Source organism: Flavobacterium quisquiliarum (assembly GCF_019308285.1).
Lineage (GTDB): Bacteria > Bacteroidota > Bacteroidia > Flavobacteriales > Flavobacteriaceae > Flavobacterium > Flavobacterium quisquiliarum.
In genome coordinates this window covers 1-15,196 of record NZ_WWEM01000013.1, presented here as the reverse complement: position 1 = coordinate 15,196, position 15,196 = coordinate 1, and the positions used below count along the sequence as shown (strand labels likewise).

18 protein-coding genes are annotated in these 15,196 nt (G+C 32.5%); 8 read left to right on the top strand and 10 right to left on the bottom strand.

Translation table 11 applies throughout. The features are described 5' to 3' along the window. Positions 1-57: 57 nt before the first annotated feature. The 7 genes from GSY47_RS05130 to GSY47_RS05100 all read right to left on the bottom strand — a co-directional run bounded on the left by GSY47_RS05130 (position 58) and on the right by GSY47_RS05100 (position 5,030). Positions 58-600: an IS1096 element passenger TnpR family protein gene (locus GSY47_RS05130; protein ID WP_179002283.1), complete on the bottom strand. Its 543-nt coding sequence runs from the start codon at positions 598-600 to the stop codon at positions 58-60. Positions 601-813: 213 nt separating this feature from the next. After that, complete coding sequence (locus GSY47_RS05125) at positions 814-1,416, bottom strand: HPP family protein (RefSeq protein ID WP_179002415.1); 603 nt, start codon at positions 1,414-1,416, stop codon at positions 814-816. Between the two features lie 96 nt (positions 1,417-1,512). After that, positions 1,513-2,790, bottom strand: a complete 1,278-nt coding sequence (locus tag GSY47_RS05120; RefSeq protein WP_179002282.1) for a chloride channel protein — start codon at positions 2,788-2,790, stop codon at positions 1,513-1,515. A gap of 344 nt (positions 2,791-3,134) precedes the next feature. Beyond that, on the bottom strand, positions 3,135-3,524 hold the full coding sequence (gloA2, locus tag GSY47_RS05115) for an SMU1112c/YaeR family gloxylase I-like metalloprotein (protein WP_179002281.1): 390 nt from the start codon (positions 3,522-3,524) through the stop codon (positions 3,135-3,137). Beyond that, a complete protein-coding gene (locus GSY47_RS05110) occupies positions 3,524-4,099 on the bottom strand; it encodes a sugar O-acetyltransferase (protein WP_179002280.1) in 576 nt (191 codons plus the stop codon). Before GSY47_RS05110 ends, gloA2 begins: the two co-directional genes overlap by 1 nt. 3 nt (positions 4,100-4,102) lie before the next feature. Beyond that, on the bottom strand, positions 4,103-4,561 hold the full coding sequence (locus GSY47_RS05105; protein ID WP_179002279.1) for a YciI family protein: 459 nt from the start codon (positions 4,559-4,561) through the stop codon (positions 4,103-4,105). Positions 4,562-4,565: 4 nt separating this feature from the next. Then, the gene (locus GSY47_RS05100) at positions 4,566-5,030 is read right to left on the bottom strand and encodes a DinB family protein (protein WP_179002278.1); all 465 of its coding nucleotides are present in this window, start codon (positions 5,028-5,030) and stop codon (positions 4,566-4,568) included. A gap of 139 nt (positions 5,031-5,169) precedes the next feature. Between GSY47_RS05100 and GSY47_RS05095 the strand changes: the two genes are divergently transcribed. From GSY47_RS05095 to GSY47_RS05060, 8 genes are all read left to right on the top strand, one after another. Then, a complete protein-coding gene (locus GSY47_RS05095; protein ID WP_179002277.1) occupies positions 5,170-7,329 on the top strand; it encodes a TonB-dependent receptor in 2,160 nt (719 codons plus the stop codon). Between the two features lie 404 nt (positions 7,330-7,733). Next, positions 7,734-8,354 (top strand): hypothetical protein, encoded by a 621-nt coding sequence (locus tag GSY47_RS05090; RefSeq protein ID WP_179002276.1) that lies wholly within the window; start codon positions 7,734-7,736, stop codon positions 8,352-8,354. A gap of 21 nt (positions 8,355-8,375) precedes the next feature. Next, positions 8,376-9,713, top strand: coding sequence for a 2TM domain-containing protein (locus GSY47_RS05085; protein ID WP_179002275.1), 1,338 nt, complete (start codon positions 8,376-8,378; stop codon positions 9,711-9,713). A gap of 2 nt (positions 9,714-9,715) precedes the next feature. Next, positions 9,716-10,018: a 2TM domain-containing protein gene (locus tag GSY47_RS05080; protein WP_179002274.1), complete on the top strand. Its 303-nt coding sequence runs from the start codon at positions 9,716-9,718 to the stop codon at positions 10,016-10,018. Then, positions 10,009-10,350 carry a 2TM domain-containing protein gene (locus tag GSY47_RS05075; RefSeq protein ID WP_246611271.1) on the top strand — a complete coding sequence of 114 codons (342 nt, stop codon included), beginning with the start codon at positions 10,009-10,011 and terminating at the stop codon, positions 10,348-10,350. Before GSY47_RS05080 ends, GSY47_RS05075 begins: the two co-directional genes overlap by 10 nt. Continuing rightward, on the top strand, positions 10,341-10,658 hold the full coding sequence (locus GSY47_RS05070; protein WP_179002273.1) for a 2TM domain-containing protein: 318 nt from the start codon (positions 10,341-10,343) through the stop codon (positions 10,656-10,658). Before GSY47_RS05075 ends, GSY47_RS05070 begins: the two co-directional genes overlap by 10 nt. Before the next feature lie 21 nt (positions 10,659-10,679). Then, complete coding sequence (locus tag GSY47_RS05065) at positions 10,680-11,060, top strand: 2TM domain-containing protein (RefSeq protein WP_179002272.1); 381 nt, start codon at positions 10,680-10,682, stop codon at positions 11,058-11,060. 35 nt (positions 11,061-11,095) lie between these two features. Beyond that, on the top strand, positions 11,096-11,860 hold the full coding sequence (locus GSY47_RS05060; RefSeq protein ID WP_179002271.1) for a LytR/AlgR family response regulator transcription factor: 765 nt from the start codon (positions 11,096-11,098) through the stop codon (positions 11,858-11,860). Between the two features lie 105 nt (positions 11,861-11,965). Here GSY47_RS05060 and GSY47_RS05055 read toward each other — a convergent pair whose 3' ends face one another. The 3 genes from GSY47_RS05055 to GSY47_RS05045 are packed head-to-tail and all read right to left on the bottom strand — an operon-like array spanning position 11,966 to position 14,830. Further along, entirely contained in the window at positions 11,966-12,991 is a 1,026-nt protein-coding gene (locus GSY47_RS05055) for a COX15/CtaA family protein (protein ID WP_179002270.1), read from the bottom strand. Positions 12,992-13,006: 15 nt separating this feature from the next. Continuing rightward, the gene (locus GSY47_RS05050) at positions 13,007-14,440 is read right to left on the bottom strand and encodes a CCA tRNA nucleotidyltransferase (RefSeq protein ID WP_179002269.1); all 1,434 of its coding nucleotides are present in this window, start codon (positions 14,438-14,440) and stop codon (positions 13,007-13,009) included. 15 nt (positions 14,441-14,455) lie between these two features. Next, positions 14,456-14,830, bottom strand: a complete 375-nt coding sequence (locus tag GSY47_RS05045) for a GxxExxY protein (RefSeq protein ID WP_179002268.1) — start codon at positions 14,828-14,830, stop codon at positions 14,456-14,458. Positions 14,831-15,196: the final 366 nt, after the last annotated feature.

The window sequence follows — 15,196 nt, the reverse complement described above, 5'->3', positions numbered from 1 at the left end:
AACTCTCAAAATAAAAAAACTTAGAATCTTAGCGTCTCAGTATCTTAGTAACTAATGTCAGTTCCAATTCTCCTCAAATCCATAATCTTCGAAGCTGTCATCGCCTTCGAACATATCAAGATCATCTTCGTCTAGGTCGTCTTCAAATTCTCCGTAGATGTCGTTGTGCATATCATCGGCTTCGAAGTTTTTTTCGATAGCGTCTGAAGGCATTTCTCCGTGAGAAAATAACGTTTCAGGATAAGTTGCTCCTACAGCTTCATCTTCAACAGCAGCCAATTCTACTAAGAAAGTCCACATACTGATGAAATCGTAAACGTAGATAATTTTTGTGTTTTCTTTATCTAAGATACTAGATAACGGATAGTCGTTCATGGTTCTTATTTCGCCAGGAACATCTCCTGTATCAAAAAGCGGAATTTCATCTTCTTGATTCCAAGTATCATCGCAAGTATAAAATGAAGCCACTTCTGAGCCGTCAAAGCCAAAAGCGTTGAAGATTGCATTGTGTAAATCCTCAAGAGTATCTTCCTCAAGAATAGCAATGTCTCTAAAAATATCTTCTTCGGCGTCTAGAATTACTCTAAATTTATAAACCATAATCTTTGTTTTTATTGAGAGGTCAAAGGTAAAATATAAAAAACGAAATACGAATTTTGAATTACGATTTGTTGAAAAGATTTTAATCTTTTGATTTACTGTAGTTTATTTAGCTGGCGCTCCTGCAAGATTTTCAAAACTTTGTAGGTTTGCATTTGTATTTCAAGTTATACCTACAAAGTTTTGAAAACTTTGCAGGAATTGGAAATCTCATTAGGATTTTCCAGTCAGTCTCTTCCTAATTTTATGATAATGTTTGTGATAAGTGCTATGACTCGGATAACTTCTACTTGACGTCATATTGTTAAAAATCAAAGCGGTTACAAATAATATAAGTACGCCAACCAATACTGGTGAAATTACATACATATAACCTAAACCTTTTATTTGTGCAGAACCTGTAACGGCAATTAAGGCCGTTGCGCCTCCTGGCGGATGGAGTGTTTTGGTAATCTGCATAAAAATAATAGAAAGCGAAACTGCCAATGGAGCAGAAATCCAAACAATATCTGGAACAAGTTTATTTATGGTAACACCTATAATAGCTGAAATTAAATGCCCTCCAATTAAATTTCTTGGCTGTGAAAAAGGACTCTGGATAATTCCGTAAACCAAAACGCTGGATGCTCCAAAAGAACCAATCAAATATACAACATCACTTCCTGAAAAATGAGAAGCTTCTAAATAAGCCAAAATTCCAATTCCAACAAAAGATCCTAAAAACGACCAAAAATGTTCTTTATAATCAATTAAAGTTTCTTTATAAAGAATATAACGTGTTTTGCGATAGCTTCTTTTTAATTTTTGAGTTGGCATAATTTGATATTCAATTGTGGTATTATTAGCCACGAATTCACGAATTTTTTACGCAAAACATATTAGAGAAATTAGTGAATTTGTGGCGAAAAAAAATTATTTCGTCAAGCTTGGAGCGTAACTGTATACGGTATATGGATAAATTGTTTTTGCTGTATATTTTGAAATTAAACAAACTACCAAAATGGGTAAAAACAAAGTATAATCATTTGTTAAACCACATACTAAAAAGATGGCTGTAAATGGAGCGTGAATGCTGGCGCTTAAAACTGCGGCCATTCCGATAATCATAAAATTTACAGGAATTACATTGACATGAAAGAAGCTGTTTAAGATAGAAGCTAATAGCAATCCTAAAAAAGCACCGATAAACAAACTTGGCGCAAAAACACCTCCGTCGCCTCCTGATGCCAGTGTAATTGAAGTTACAATTGGTTTTAAGATCAATATTGCAATAAAAGTAAGTGCTAAAGTTATGGTTAACGGAAGCTGACTTGAACTGCCGAAAATCCCTTTGATAGCATGATATCCTTCTCCATATAATTGAGGAAAAAAGAATAACGAAATACTTAAAACAGCTGATCCAATAATGATTTTATAATAATGGGTATCAATTTTTCCGAATTGTGATTTGATGAATAAAACACATTTAGTCAAATAAACCGAATTCATACCTGCTAAAATTCCCAAAAGAATAAAGTACGGAATTGCTTTTAAGTGCCAAGTTGTAACAGATACGGCAAATAAAGGCTCTTCTTTTAAAATGGTCAGTAAACCAAATGCAATCGAAACTGCAATTACATTTGAGATAATAAAGGCACGAGTCACTTTTCTGGAAATTACTTCAAAAGCAAATAAAATTCCCGCAATCGGACTGCTGAAAAGTGCTGTAACTCCCGCAGCAACTCCCGCACAAATTAATTCGGTTTTGTATTGACGGAAAACATTTTCTTTTTCATGCGCAACAGAACCAATTGTTGCTGTAGCTACTACTGTCGAAACTTCGATTCCTGTTGAACCTCCGAAAATAACGGTTAATAATCCATTTATAAAGTGAGATGGAATTTTATAAGAGGGAAGATTTTTTTTAGTCTGTGTACTTTCAAAAACTTCTTTAATTCCTTTATTTTCTTTTTTCTTGAAAAGATACTGTCTCAGAAAATAAATTACAGATAATCCAAAAACTGGAAAAATAATGTAGAATACTGGATGAACCGATACCTCGTGAAAGAAGATTTCTTCGTAATATTCGGTTATTTTTTTTAGTGAAATTCCGAGAAAGGCAGAAAGGAAGCCAATTAGAATAGAAACAATAACTAATTTTCGGAATTTAATGAATTGATGATTTTTTTTGATTTGCGCCGTTTTGTTCATCAGAAGTAAATTTGAAATCGCACTTTTTTTATGCGGATCACAAAATTAAGCATCAAATTCGGTTTTTTATAGGAAATCTTGATTTTAGTGTGTTAAAATCGATATAAAGAAGAAAATTCGCTCAATATGTTTCCATGAGCATGACGTTGTGAATGAATCTGGCAAAGTCGCAGAAAAGCAAAATTTTTTTCTTGCAGATTTGGAAGATTGAGCAGATTTGATAAAAAAAGAAAAAAATAATCTCCATAATCTGCCAAATCTGCGAGAGATAAACTTTGAATCTTTTTAATTGGTGGCTACCAAAAAAAAACTTTGTGACTTAGCGCCTTCGTGGCAAAAAAAACTTATCTCTCATAAAACTCAATCGGCAGTAAATCAGGATCAGCAATAAAAGTGAAACGTTTTTCGGTTGTTTCATCAATTCTAATGGGTTCTGATTCTATGTTTTTGGAAGTTAAAAAAGCAATGGTTTCTTCCAGATTGATCACTTCAAAAGCCAAATGACGCAACCCAACTGCTTCAGGTCTTGAAGGTCTTTTTGGCGGATTAGGAAACGAGAATAATTCAACCACATAAGAACCATTTAAAGCCAAATCTAATTTATAAGACTGACGTTCTTCGCGATAAATTTCTCTAATAATAGTAAGACCCAAAATCTGAGTGTAGAAATATTTCGATTTTTCGTAGTCGGAACATAAAATGGCGATATGATGAACTTTGTTGAGAGTAAGCATTATGATTTGGATTCAGGTTCTTGATTTAATTTTTGAATAACTTTAGCTGGATTTCCAACAGCAAGCGAATTGTCCGGAATATCTTTTGTTACAACAGAGCCAGCTCCAATAACACAGCCTTTTCCAATTGTAACGCCAGGGCAGATAACCGAATTGCCTCCAATCCAGCAATCGTCTCCGATGGTAACAGGATAAGCATTTTCGAGTGTTTTTCTTAATTCAGCGTCAAGCGGATGCGAAGCGGTATAGATTTGAACATTCGGCGCAATGAATACATTCGAACCAATAGTTACAGGTGCACAGTCTAAAACAACACAATTTACATTAAAATAAACATTGTCTCCACAGAAAATATTATAACCATAATCACAATGAAAAGGAGGTTCGATATAAAGTCCTGCTCCAGCATTTGGAATAAGTTCTTTTAAAATTTCTTTGGCTTTTTTGGTAACTCTATATTCTTTTACATTCAAACTATGCAAAAGATTTTTGGCTGTTCGACGGCCTTTTACTAATTCTGGATCAAAGGCGTTGTAATATTCGCCAGAGATCATTTTTTCTTTTTCTGTTTTCATATTTTACATTTTCGTCTTGGCAATTTTATCGTGCATTTTCGGAATTTCCTGTAAAGCAGCAGAGCAATACCAAGGCGTTAATTCGGGTTCGAGTAAATTGGCTTTAATGGCTGGATCTGTTTCTACTAGTTTTTTTGCTTCTTCTACAGTTTCGACATTAAAAATATAAATACCTCTATAATTTCGGTCGTTTTCCATAAAAGGCCCAGCTAAAGCAAGTTTTCCTTCTTTGGCTAATTTACCAATGTTAGCCATATGACCTTCAAACAATTTTTTGCGTTCTTCTTTTGATGCGGTTGTATTGTTTCCCGATTTCAAAAGACAGAAAACATATTTCTTCATTCCGTATTCATCAGCATTTAGTGACTTTGCCAACTTTTCATCATATTTTATTTCAGTTTCCTGTGAGAAACCAATTGTATGGAAGAATAAAAAAGCTAAAAAGAAAACAGCGTTTTTCATAATATTATGTGTTTAATAACTTCTTCAAAATAACAATCTGCCCTAAATGATACACGTCATGCTGAATAATCCCATGAATATGCTCGTAATAGGTATGACCGTTATTGACATAGATTTTCGCTAAATCTTCATCATTAAAACTTTCAAAAAAAGTACTCCAAGATTCTTGTGATTTTGCCAATGTTTGAAGCGATTGCGCCCAGGCAGCTTCAGAAGGATCTAAAACAGGAACAAAATAATTATGATCCGGAGTTACGATTACTTCGCCTTGCATGCGTTCCAGAATGTTTCTTCTCCATTGTATCAAATGATTCACAATTTCCCAAATCGTGTTTAGATTTGGGTTTGCTTTTTTATAAGCTTGTTCTGCCGTTACATTTTTTAAGGTATTAGCCAGATTAACTTCCAGCCAAGGATTTCCATTATAAATGGATTGATATAGATTCGAAATTCGTTTGCTTTCTGACATATATGATGATTTTGGAATTCCTAGCTAAGATACAAATTTTGGTATTTACAACTCATCCTCGAAAATCTACAATTGGGTTATTATATATTTTTTAACAGGAATTGTTAAAATACATTTGCTTCATCAAAAACCAATAATCATGAAAACCAGAATTACTTTTATTTTATTATTGTTAAGCACTTTTACTTTTGCTCAAAATATTATTTCGGGAAAAGTTACAGACCAAAAAGGTAAACCAGTTGCAGGTGCAAATATTTACATTGATGGAACTTATGATGGAGCAACAAGTTCTGAAACTGGAGAATTTTCTTTTGAGACAACCGCAGAAGGAAATCAGTTTATAGTAATAAGCTTTTTACTTTTCGAAACCTATAAGAAAGAAATCGATGTTACTAATTTTAAAGATCAAACAGTAAAATTAAGAGAAAATATGAATGCTCTTGATGCTGTTGTAATCACAGCAGGAACATTAGAATCTGGTGAAAAAGCAAGAGTTTCGGTTTTAAAACCTTTAGACATTCTTACAACAGCAGGCTCGAATGGAAATATTGTCGCAACACTGCAAACGCTTCCAGGAACGCAAACGGTTGGTGAAGACGGACGTTTGTTTGTACGTGGAGGGGAAGCCAGCGAAACTCAGACTTTTGTAGATGGAATTCGTGTAGCGCAGCCGTATGGAGCGACAACGAATAATTTACCAACTCGAAGCCGTTTTTCACCAATGTTATTTAGCGGTATGGCTTTTTCTACCGGAGGTTATTCAGCTGAATATGGTGAAGCGTTATCAAGTGTTTTGCTTTTGAATACGAATGATGAAGAGGATCACGAAAAAACAGATATTGGATTAATGACGGTTGGATTGAGTTTAGGAAATACGCAGAAATGGAAAAAGAGTTCTTTGAGTGTGAACATGGCCTATATTAATTTAGCTCCTTACCAAGCCGTTATTCCTCAGAATGTAGATTGGAATAATCCGTATCAATCACTTGGAGGTGAAACGGTTTACAGATATAAATTCACAAACGGAATTTTTAAATTATATGCTTCTTTCGATTCAGAAAAATTCGATTTAAATCAGAAAAATATCAATTTCGAAAATCCGATTAGAACTGATATGAACAATAACAACTTTTATCTGAATTCTTCATATAAAGGAACAATTGGAACTGGCTGGCAGCTAACATCTGGAATCAGTTACGGTTATAGTAAAAATAAACTGAAGTATGATATTACTGATGTTGACAGTGATGAAAATGCAGCGCAGTTAAAATTGAAATTATCAAAAAAGGTTTCTAATTACTTCAGATTGTCTTTTGGTAGCGATTATTTCATTACAAAATACAATCAAAATTTTGATGACAATGTTTCTATCAATGGAGCAAACGGATACGACTCTAATATTTTTGCAAGTTATGCTGAAGGCGATATTGCTTTTTCTAAAAACCTAGCTTTAAAAGTTGGTTTAAGATATTCAAACAACAGTTTATTAAACGAAAACAATATTGCGCCGAGAGCTTCATTAGGATTTAAAGCTTCAAAAAGCAGTCAGTTCTCATTTGCTTACGGAGATTTTACTCAAACGCCTGTGGTTGATTATATTAAATATTCAAAATACCATCAGTTTGAAAGCGAAAAAGCAAGACACTATATTTTCAACTATACATTTACAAGACCTGGACAATTGCTTAGAACAGAGTTATATTACAAAGATTACAGCAACTTAGTTCAATATGATACACAAGATATTCAGTACAATTCTGTTTTCAATAACAATGGATCAGGTTACGCAAAAGGATTTGATTTGCTTTGGAGAGACAGCAATCTGTATAAAAACTTAGAATATTGGATTTCGTATTCTTATATTGATTCAGAAAGACAATATAAAAATTTCCCAACGATGGCAACTCCAAGTTTTATTGCAAATCATAGTTTGTCGGTTGTAACGAAATATTTTATTACAGATTGGAAATCACAAGTAGGATTTACCAATAGTTTCAGTTCAGGACGTCCATACAATGATCCAAACCAAACGCAATTTATGAGCGGAAAAACAAAATCATACAATAGTTTAAGTTTTAACTGGGCGTATTTATTGACAACTCAAAAAATCCTTTATTTCTCAGTGTCAAACATTTTAGGAACTCAGAATGTTTTTGGTTACGATTACGCAAAAACACCAGACGCAAGTGGAGTTTATCAAAGACAAGCCGTAGTGCCAACTGCAGATCGATTTTTCTTCGTTGGTTTCTTTTGGACGATCAGCCAGAATAAAAATGAGAATCAGTTGAAGAACTTGTAGTTCGTGGTATAGATGCTAAGTTGCTAAGATTCTTAGATACTAAGAAAAAAACTTAGAAGCTCAGCATCTCAGAAACTCAGAATCTTATAAAGAAACAATTCATCATCAAAAATCAACAACTCAGTATCATTTAATTTTAAAACAGTAAAATCCGATATACTTTTGAAGTATAAATTAAAAGTCGCTAAGCGGCAAAGATTCTAAGATACTAAGTGAAAAAGCTTAGAACCTTAGATTTCTTAAAAACTTAGAGGCTAAAAAAAAGAGTTTTAATCATCAATGAAATTTGAGAGAATAAGTTGCTAAAACCCTAAGATACTAAGAAAAAAACTTAGAGACTTAGCAACTCAGAACCTCAGAATCTTAAAAAAACAGAACCTTAGTAACTTTAAAAAAAAGAAATCATGACCAAAATTATCACAGTTATTACATTATTTATCTGCAGTTTATTATCTGCACAGACACAATTTGAACAAGGAATGAATAAAGCTTTCGGGCTTTGGAAAGAAGGTAAAAATGCAGAAGCTTCTGCAATGTTTGAAAGAATTGCAGCAGCGGAAAAAACGAGCTGGCTTCCTAATTATTATGTTGGTTTAGTAAACACATTATCAGTTTTTACAGAAAAAGATAAAACAAAAATAGAGTTATTGTTAGTAAAAGCTCAAGACGCTGTAGATGCAGAAATGCTAAAAGATCAAAGCAATTCAGAATTATACGTTTTACAAGCTTTAATCTATACTGGATATGTAGTAGCAGATCCAATGACAAACGGAATGAAATATTCTGGAAAAGTGATGGAAGCTTATGCCAAAGCAAAAGCACTTGATCCAAATAATCCTAGAGCAGTTTTTGGAGAAGCAGATTACCAATTAGGAGGTGCAAAATGGACAGGAGTAGATACAAAACCTTTGTGTGCACAAGTTAATAAAGCTATCGAACTTTTTGGTACATTTAAACCAGAAACACCTTTTTCTCCAAAATGGGGATTAGAAAGAGCTTTAGAAGTTCAGAAAACTTGTAAATAATTTAAACAGTTATAAGCCATCATGATATTAAAACCTAATTTGTTAAAAGCATGTTTAGTTGGAGGAATAGTATTTTTATTTTCTTTTCTAATTCGGTTTGCTTCTGTTGGAACGGCAGTTTTTAATAAGAATCTTTCCATCTATTTCTTGTACTGCATGCTTTACAGTGTGGTTTTGTATATCGTAAATGTTGTTCTTTTTGAGTTTTTGGATAGGGTCTTCAAAGAAAATCCGTATTCGCTAAAGAGAATCCTAATAGGTTTTGTAAGTTCATTTTTGATCTCGATGATTATAATCGGAATATTACGTTTGTTTACAAATGTAATAATCGAGAATAGGACAATTATTGGTTTTCTTGCCAATGAAAAAGCAGAAAATTATATCGAATCTGCGGTAATGACATTTATTGTTTTATTGTTTTTTCATGGACTTAATTTTTATAAACTCTATCAGGAAAATAAAGTCACACAGCAGAAAATTATTGCAGGAACAGCAAATGCGAAATTTGAAAGTTTAAAAAACCAGATCGACCCGCATTTTCTTTTTAACAGTTTGAATGTTTTAAGTTCATTGATTGAAGAAAATCCAGACAATGCACAACGTTTTACCACTTCTTTATCTAAAATCTATCGATATGTTTTGGAGCAGAAAGATAAAGAATTGGTTTCTGTTGAAGATGAATTATCATTCGCAAAAACGTATATGAATCTGTTGAAAATGCGATTTGAAAACAGCTTGTTTTATGAACTGCCAACCGAAAGCATAAATCCAGAGGCAAAAGTAGTACCGCTTTCGTTACAGCTTTTACTCGAAAATACGGTTAAACACAATGTGGTAAGTGAGCAGAAACCACTTCACATTAGGATATTTATTGATAAAGATTATTTAGCTATCCAAAATGATCTTCAGAAAAAAGAAGTGTTGCAGGACAGACGAGGTGTTGGGCTGCAGAATATTGTAAATCGATACGGAATTATTACCGATAGGAAAGTAAAAGTTCAGGAAGACGAGAAAAATTTTACGGTTAGAATTCCAATTTTAACAAAACAAATTGCAGTTATGGAAGCAAATGCAGATTTTAATGATGAAGCTAAAGCTTATTATAGAGCTAAAAAAAGAGTAGAAGAACTAAAAGGATTTTATGCCAATGTGATTTCTTATTGTTGTGTGATTCCGTTTTTAATTTTTATAAACTTACGATTTTCACCAGGATTTCAATGGTTTTGGTTTTCTGCTTTAGGATGGGGATTTGGAGTAGCAATGCACGCTTTTAAAGTGTTTGGTTACAGCTCCGATTGGGAAGAAAGAAAGATCAGAGAGATTATGGAAAGAGACAACAAACAAAAAACTTGGAAATAATCATGGAAAAAGATTTTACAGAAGCAGATCGTTATTATGATGCTCAAAAGAAAGTAAAAGAAATTCGAGAGTTTTACGAGCATCTTACAGTTTATGTATTGGTAAATCCAATTGTAATTGTAGTAAATCTTATGACTTCGCCTGGATATTTATGGTTTTTATGGTGTTTGATGGGCTGGGGAATGGCAATTGTTTTACACGGATTGAAAGTTTTTAGTCTGCCTCCTTTCTTTAATAAAAAATGGGAAGAAAGAAAGATTAAAGAAATCATGGACAAAGAAAAAAACAGAAAATCTTGGGAGTAATTATGGAAGCTAATTTTAATACAGATCAAGAACAGCAAGAATTGCAGCAATTGGCCAGCAAAAAAGTTTTGAAACTAAAATCATTTTACAAGCATACATTTCTTTACATGATTGGAATGACTCTTTTCCTTTTAAAAGAATACACAGAACTACCATTGAATGTTTTTCCAATTCAGTTTTTAAATGGTGTCGTAATGATTATCTGGTCAGCAGTTTATATAGGTTCAGCAATTGACGTTTTTGCTTCTTTCAGGATTTTTGATGAGGAATGGGAGGCACGTAAAGTAAAAAGTATTTTAGAAAAAAGAAAAACAACACAAAAATGGGAGTAATCATGGAAATGAATTTAAACGAAGAGGATAGATACCTCCAAGCAAGAAAAAAAGTAGAAAACTTAAAAGGTTTTTACGGAAATCTAGTTGCTTTTGTATTAGTTAATGCAATTTTGATTTTTATAAACTTATATACATCACCACAGTATTTATGGTTTTTCTGGCCATTGTTATGGTGGGGTGTAGGAGTAATTTTTCACGGATTAAAGGTTTTTGAAGTTTTTCCAGGAATGGGTAAAGAATGGGAAGAAAGAAAAATCAAAGAATTCATGGAAAAGGAAAAACAGAATAAAAACAAGTGGAAATAATTAGTTTAAAAGCATAATATTATGGGACGTTTAAGAAGATATATGTACGAAGATTATACAAGACAACATTCTGGAGAATTCAGTTCAGATGAAAGTTACAATGTCGCTTACAAAAAAGTAAAAAAGATAAAAGGATTTTACTCGCATTTAAAAGTTTATGTCATAGTAAATATCATTATCATTGCATCAAGTTTAAGCAGAAATCATGAAGTAGGAGGAATCGATTTCAGCGGTTTATCAGAATGGCATACCTATTCGACAGCCTTATTTTGGGGAATAGGTTTGGTAGCGCATGGATTGTCTGTTTTTAGCTCAGAATGGTTTTTTGGTTCTGACTGGGAGAAAAGAAAGATCCAAAAATATATGGATAAAGAAGCTTCAAATAAAAATAAATGGGAGTAACTTTGAACGAATATTTTTTCAAATTTTAGAAGTAAATGATCACATTAATTATAGAAGACGAAAAACCAGCTGCAAGATTGCTGCAAAGAAAACTTGAAAAGTTAGATGTAAAAGTAGAAACGATGCTTCATTCGGTTGAAGAATCTATCGAGTGGTTTGAAAATAACCCGCATCCAGATTTAATTTTTTTGGATATTCAATTGTCAGATGGTTTATCGTTTGAAATTTTTGAAAAAATCGATATCAAAAGTGCTATTATTTTCACAACTGCTTATGATGAATATGCATTAAAAGCGTTTAAATTAAACAGCATTGATTATCTATTAAAACCAATCGATGAAGATGATCTAGAAACAGCAGTTTCAAAATTTAAAACCCGAATACCGAAAGCAGCAGAAACTTCAAATCTGCAATTAGACTTTGAGCAGATTCGTCAAATGCTTTCCAATCCTTTTGAGAAAACGTATAAAAAGAGATTTACCGTTAAAATTGGACAGCATTTAAAAGTTATTACTACAGAAGAAATCGAATGTTTTTTCAGTGAAAACAAAGGAACTTATATTCATACCTATGAAAATCGAGATTATTTGATCGATTCGACTTTAGAAATCCTCGAGCAGGAACTAGACAAAAAGGATTTCTTTCGCGTAAGCAGAAAATTCATTGTGCCATTAAAAGCAATTAAAGAAATTCAGGTTTACACCAATTCACGTTTAAAAGTGATTTTACCAAGTTATAAAGAGGATGAGGTAATCGTGAGCCGTGAAAAAGTGCAGGATTTTAAAGCTTGGCTGGGATAAAAAGTAGATTATTATAGATTTTAATTCCTTGGGAGTAAAATTGATTAAATAAAAAAATATGGAGTCTTAATTTTTTAAGACTCCATTTCTTTTATAGATTACATTTTATTTGCTCAACCTATGCAAGGTAAACGTCATTGCACTCAAAAGAAAAAACGCCATAATCTGGTGAATTAATCCCAATGCCAAAGGAACGCTGTATAATAAAGTAAATACTCCAAGTAAAAACTGAATAAAAACAAAAACAACTAAAGTGTTGATTCCGTTTGACTGTGTTCTTGTAAGCGTATATTTTTTGCTTTTAAAGAAAAGAAATAAAATAGCAGCTACCACAACATAAGCAAAAGTTCTATGTACAAACTGAACCCCGCTTTTTCCTTCAATTAAATTCTTTACCAAAGAAGACTGCTCAATAAAAACCGATTCGTGAATAAATTCTCCATCACTCATCAAAGGCCAGTGATTGTGAATTAATCCAGCATTTAATCCTGCCACAAATCCACCGTAAATAATTTGGATTAATAAAGCTACTAAAGCATAACGCGCAATGGTGCGAAGCGGTAATATTTTATTGATGTTTCTTTCAGGATAAATCAAGTCCAAAGCCACCCAAAGCGTGTAAGCGAAAGTGATAAAAGCAAAAGTTAAGTGTAGTGAAAGTCTAAAGTGACTTACATCTGGATTATCGATTAATCCGCTGCGAACCATAAACCAGCCCAAAAATCCTTGGAAACCTCCCATTGCCAAAAGAACAATACACTTTTTGATAGTTGGAGTATCTAATTTCTTTTTGGCTAAAAAGTAAACAAAAGGAACAAAGAAAACCAATCCAATAATACGACCGATGAATCGGTGAAACCATTCCCAGAAATAAATGAATTTATAATCGGCTAATTGAAAATCGTTGTGAATATTGATTTTTTGATATTCAGGAAACTTTTTATACTCGTCAAAAGCGGCCTGCCATTTGGCATCTGTCAAAGGAGGGAAGGTATCGGTTACCAAATGCCAGTCGGTCATTGATAAACCTGAATTAGTTAAGCGGGTAATTCCGCCCACAACAACCATTAAAAATAATAAAACACAACCCGATAGTAACCAAATGATTACTGATTTATTCTCTTTTTTCATTTTATTAAATAATACTTATTTCTCAACTTTTTTTAAGCCTAATTTTGCCGCTCTTTTAATCACAAAATCATAAGCTGCTTGATATTCATTTGGAATGTCTCCTTCTAAAATAGCTTCTTTTACAGCTTCTTTTAAAACACCAATTTCTCTTGAAGGTTTCAAATCAAACATTTCCATAATTTCTTCCCCAGTAATTGGTGGTTGGAAATTACGTACATGATCACGTTCTTCAACTTCTACAATTTTCTTGCGGACGATTTCAAAGTTCTTATGATATTTCTTGAATTTCGAAGGATTTTTGGTTGTGATATCAGCTTCGCATAAAGTCATTAAATCTTCGACATCTTCGCCAGCATCAAAAACTAAACGACGAACTGCACTGTCAGTCACAATATCTTGCGCCAAAACAATCGGGCGTGAACTCATGATAACCATTTTCTGAACGAATTTCATTTTATGGTTCAAAGGCATGTGTAGACGTTCAAAGATTTTCTTTGCCATTTTCCCGCCCAAAAATTCATGTCCATGAAAAGTCCATCCTTGTTTTTTAGTGAAACGTTTGGTTGGTGCTTTTCCAATATCGTGCAATAAAGCAGACCAGCGTAACCAAACATCATCTGTATTTGGACAAATGTTATCTACAACTTCAAGCGTATGATAAAAGTTGTTTTTATGCGTATGACCTTCAATTTCTTCTACTTGATTTAAAGCTGTTAATTCAGGTAAAATAAGATCTAAAAGTCCAGTTTTATATAAAAGTAAAAATCCAGTTGAAGGTTTCGTTGTAGAAAGAATTTTGTTTAATTCATCCACAATTCTTTCGCCAGAAATAATTTTGATGCGATCAGCATTTTTTGTGATGGCATTCAATGAATTTTCTTCAATTTCAAAATTCAATTGTGTTGCAAAACGAATCGCACGAAGCATTCGCAGAGGATCATCAGAATAGGTAATATCTGGATCCAATGGCGTTTTTATTGTTTTATTTTCTAAATCTGTTAAGCCGTTAAAAGGGTCTAAAAGATCTCCAAAATTGTTTTCATTCAATGATAAAGCCAAAGCGTTGATGGTAAAATCACGACGATTCTGATCATCTTGTAAAGTTCCGTTTTCTACAATTGGATTTCGGCTGTCACGAGTGTAAGATTCTTTTCTTGCACCAACAAATTCGATATCGGTATCTTCAAAACGAAGCATGGCTGTTCCGTATGTTTTAAAAACCTGAACTTTCGGTTTATTTGGAAGTAAATCAGAAACTTTAAGCGCCAATTCGATACCGCTTCCAACTGCCACAACGTCGATATCTTTTTTAGAACCTCGATTTAAAAGCAAATCACGAACGAAACCTCCTATGACATAAGAGTCAACTTTTAGTTCCTGAGAAGCTTTCGAAATAACATCGAAGATTTTGTTTTGTAAAGCAGTTTTATAGTTTGTTTGTATAGCCACGAATTCACTAATTTTTTATAAAATAATACGTTTGTGTTCAAGTGAAGTAGAATTGAAGTTTGCCAAAATCGCTAGATTGTTTTTGGAAACTTTTAAATAATTAAGACATTGTGAAATATATTTTGGATGTAGAAAATCACTTGATTTTATTTCAAGTATAATTTTATCAAACAAAACAAAATCAGCATAAAACTTATGATCTAGAATAATGTCTTTATAATTTACTAAGTATTCTTTTTCTCTTTCAAATGGAATATTAGCTTTTTTAAATTCGTATTCTAAAGCATCTTTATATACAATTTCAGAAAAGCCTCCACCTAAATTTCTATGAACATCAAATAAAATTCCGATTATCTGATAACTTTCTTCTTGATACAATATTTTCGTCATGATCTAAATTTTTTCCGCCACGAATTCACGAATTTTTCTAATTAATTTTTTAAAAAGTTAATTCGTGAATTTGTGGCTATTATTTAGAATACAACTTTCAATTTTTGCATTGAAAATGTTTCTGGAATTTTATGGTTGCAAATTTACAACATAGAAAATGCCTTTTATAATCTAGAGCTCACTTTTTTGAATAAATTCACAATTTTTCAATTGAATTTTATGAAAATAAAAAATGGCAAAGTTGAATTAAGCGAATTTATTCGAAATCATATTCAAAGAATGAAAAATAATTCGTGGTTTTGACATAATCTAAATTTTCCGCCACGAATTCACGAATTAATTTAAATCATTTAGAATAAATTAGAG

Bases quoted from the DNA above. Each gene is read 5' to 3' on its own strand.
- GSY47_RS05130 (WP_179002283.1), bottom strand. From the start codon at position 600: ATGGTTTATAAATTTAGAGTAATTCTAGACGCCGAAGAAGATATTTTT.
- GSY47_RS05125 (WP_179002415.1), bottom strand. From the start codon at position 1,416: ATGCCAACTCAAAAATTAAAAAGAAGCTATCGCAAAACACGTTATATT.
- GSY47_RS05120 (WP_179002282.1), bottom strand. From the start codon at position 2,790: ATGAACAAAACGGCGCAAATCAAAAAAAATCATCAATTCATTAAATTC.
- gloA2 (WP_179002281.1), bottom strand. From the start codon at position 3,524: ATGCTTACTCTCAACAAAGTTCATCATATCGCCATTTTATGTTCCGAC.
- GSY47_RS05110 (WP_179002280.1), bottom strand. From the start codon at position 4,099: ATGAAAACAGAAAAAGAAAAAATGATCTCTGGCGAATATTACAACGCC.
- GSY47_RS05105 (WP_179002279.1), bottom strand. From the start codon at position 4,561: ATGAAAAACGCTGTTTTCTTTTTAGCTTTTTTATTCTTCCATACAATT.
- GSY47_RS05100 (WP_179002278.1), bottom strand. From the start codon at position 5,030: ATGTCAGAAAGCAAACGAATTTCGAATCTATATCAATCCATTTATAAT.
- GSY47_RS05095 (WP_179002277.1), top strand. From the start codon at position 5,170: ATGAAAACCAGAATTACTTTTATTTTATTATTGTTAAGCACTTTTACT.
- GSY47_RS05090 (WP_179002276.1), top strand. From the start codon at position 7,734: ATGACCAAAATTATCACAGTTATTACATTATTTATCTGCAGTTTATTA.
- GSY47_RS05085 (WP_179002275.1), top strand. From the start codon at position 8,376: ATGATATTAAAACCTAATTTGTTAAAAGCATGTTTAGTTGGAGGAATA.
- GSY47_RS05080 (WP_179002274.1), top strand. From the start codon at position 9,716: ATGGAAAAAGATTTTACAGAAGCAGATCGTTATTATGATGCTCAAAAG.
- GSY47_RS05070 (WP_179002273.1), top strand. From the start codon at position 10,341: ATGGGAGTAATCATGGAAATGAATTTAAACGAAGAGGATAGATACCTC.
- GSY47_RS05065 (WP_179002272.1), top strand. From the start codon at position 10,680: ATGGGACGTTTAAGAAGATATATGTACGAAGATTATACAAGACAACAT.
- GSY47_RS05060 (WP_179002271.1), top strand. From the start codon at position 11,096: ATGATCACATTAATTATAGAAGACGAAAAACCAGCTGCAAGATTGCTG.
- GSY47_RS05055 (WP_179002270.1), bottom strand. From the start codon at position 12,991: ATGAAAAAAGAGAATAAATCAGTAATCATTTGGTTACTATCGGGTTGT.
- GSY47_RS05045 (WP_179002268.1), bottom strand. From the start codon at position 14,830: ATGACGAAAATATTGTATCAAGAAGAAAGTTATCAGATAATCGGAATT.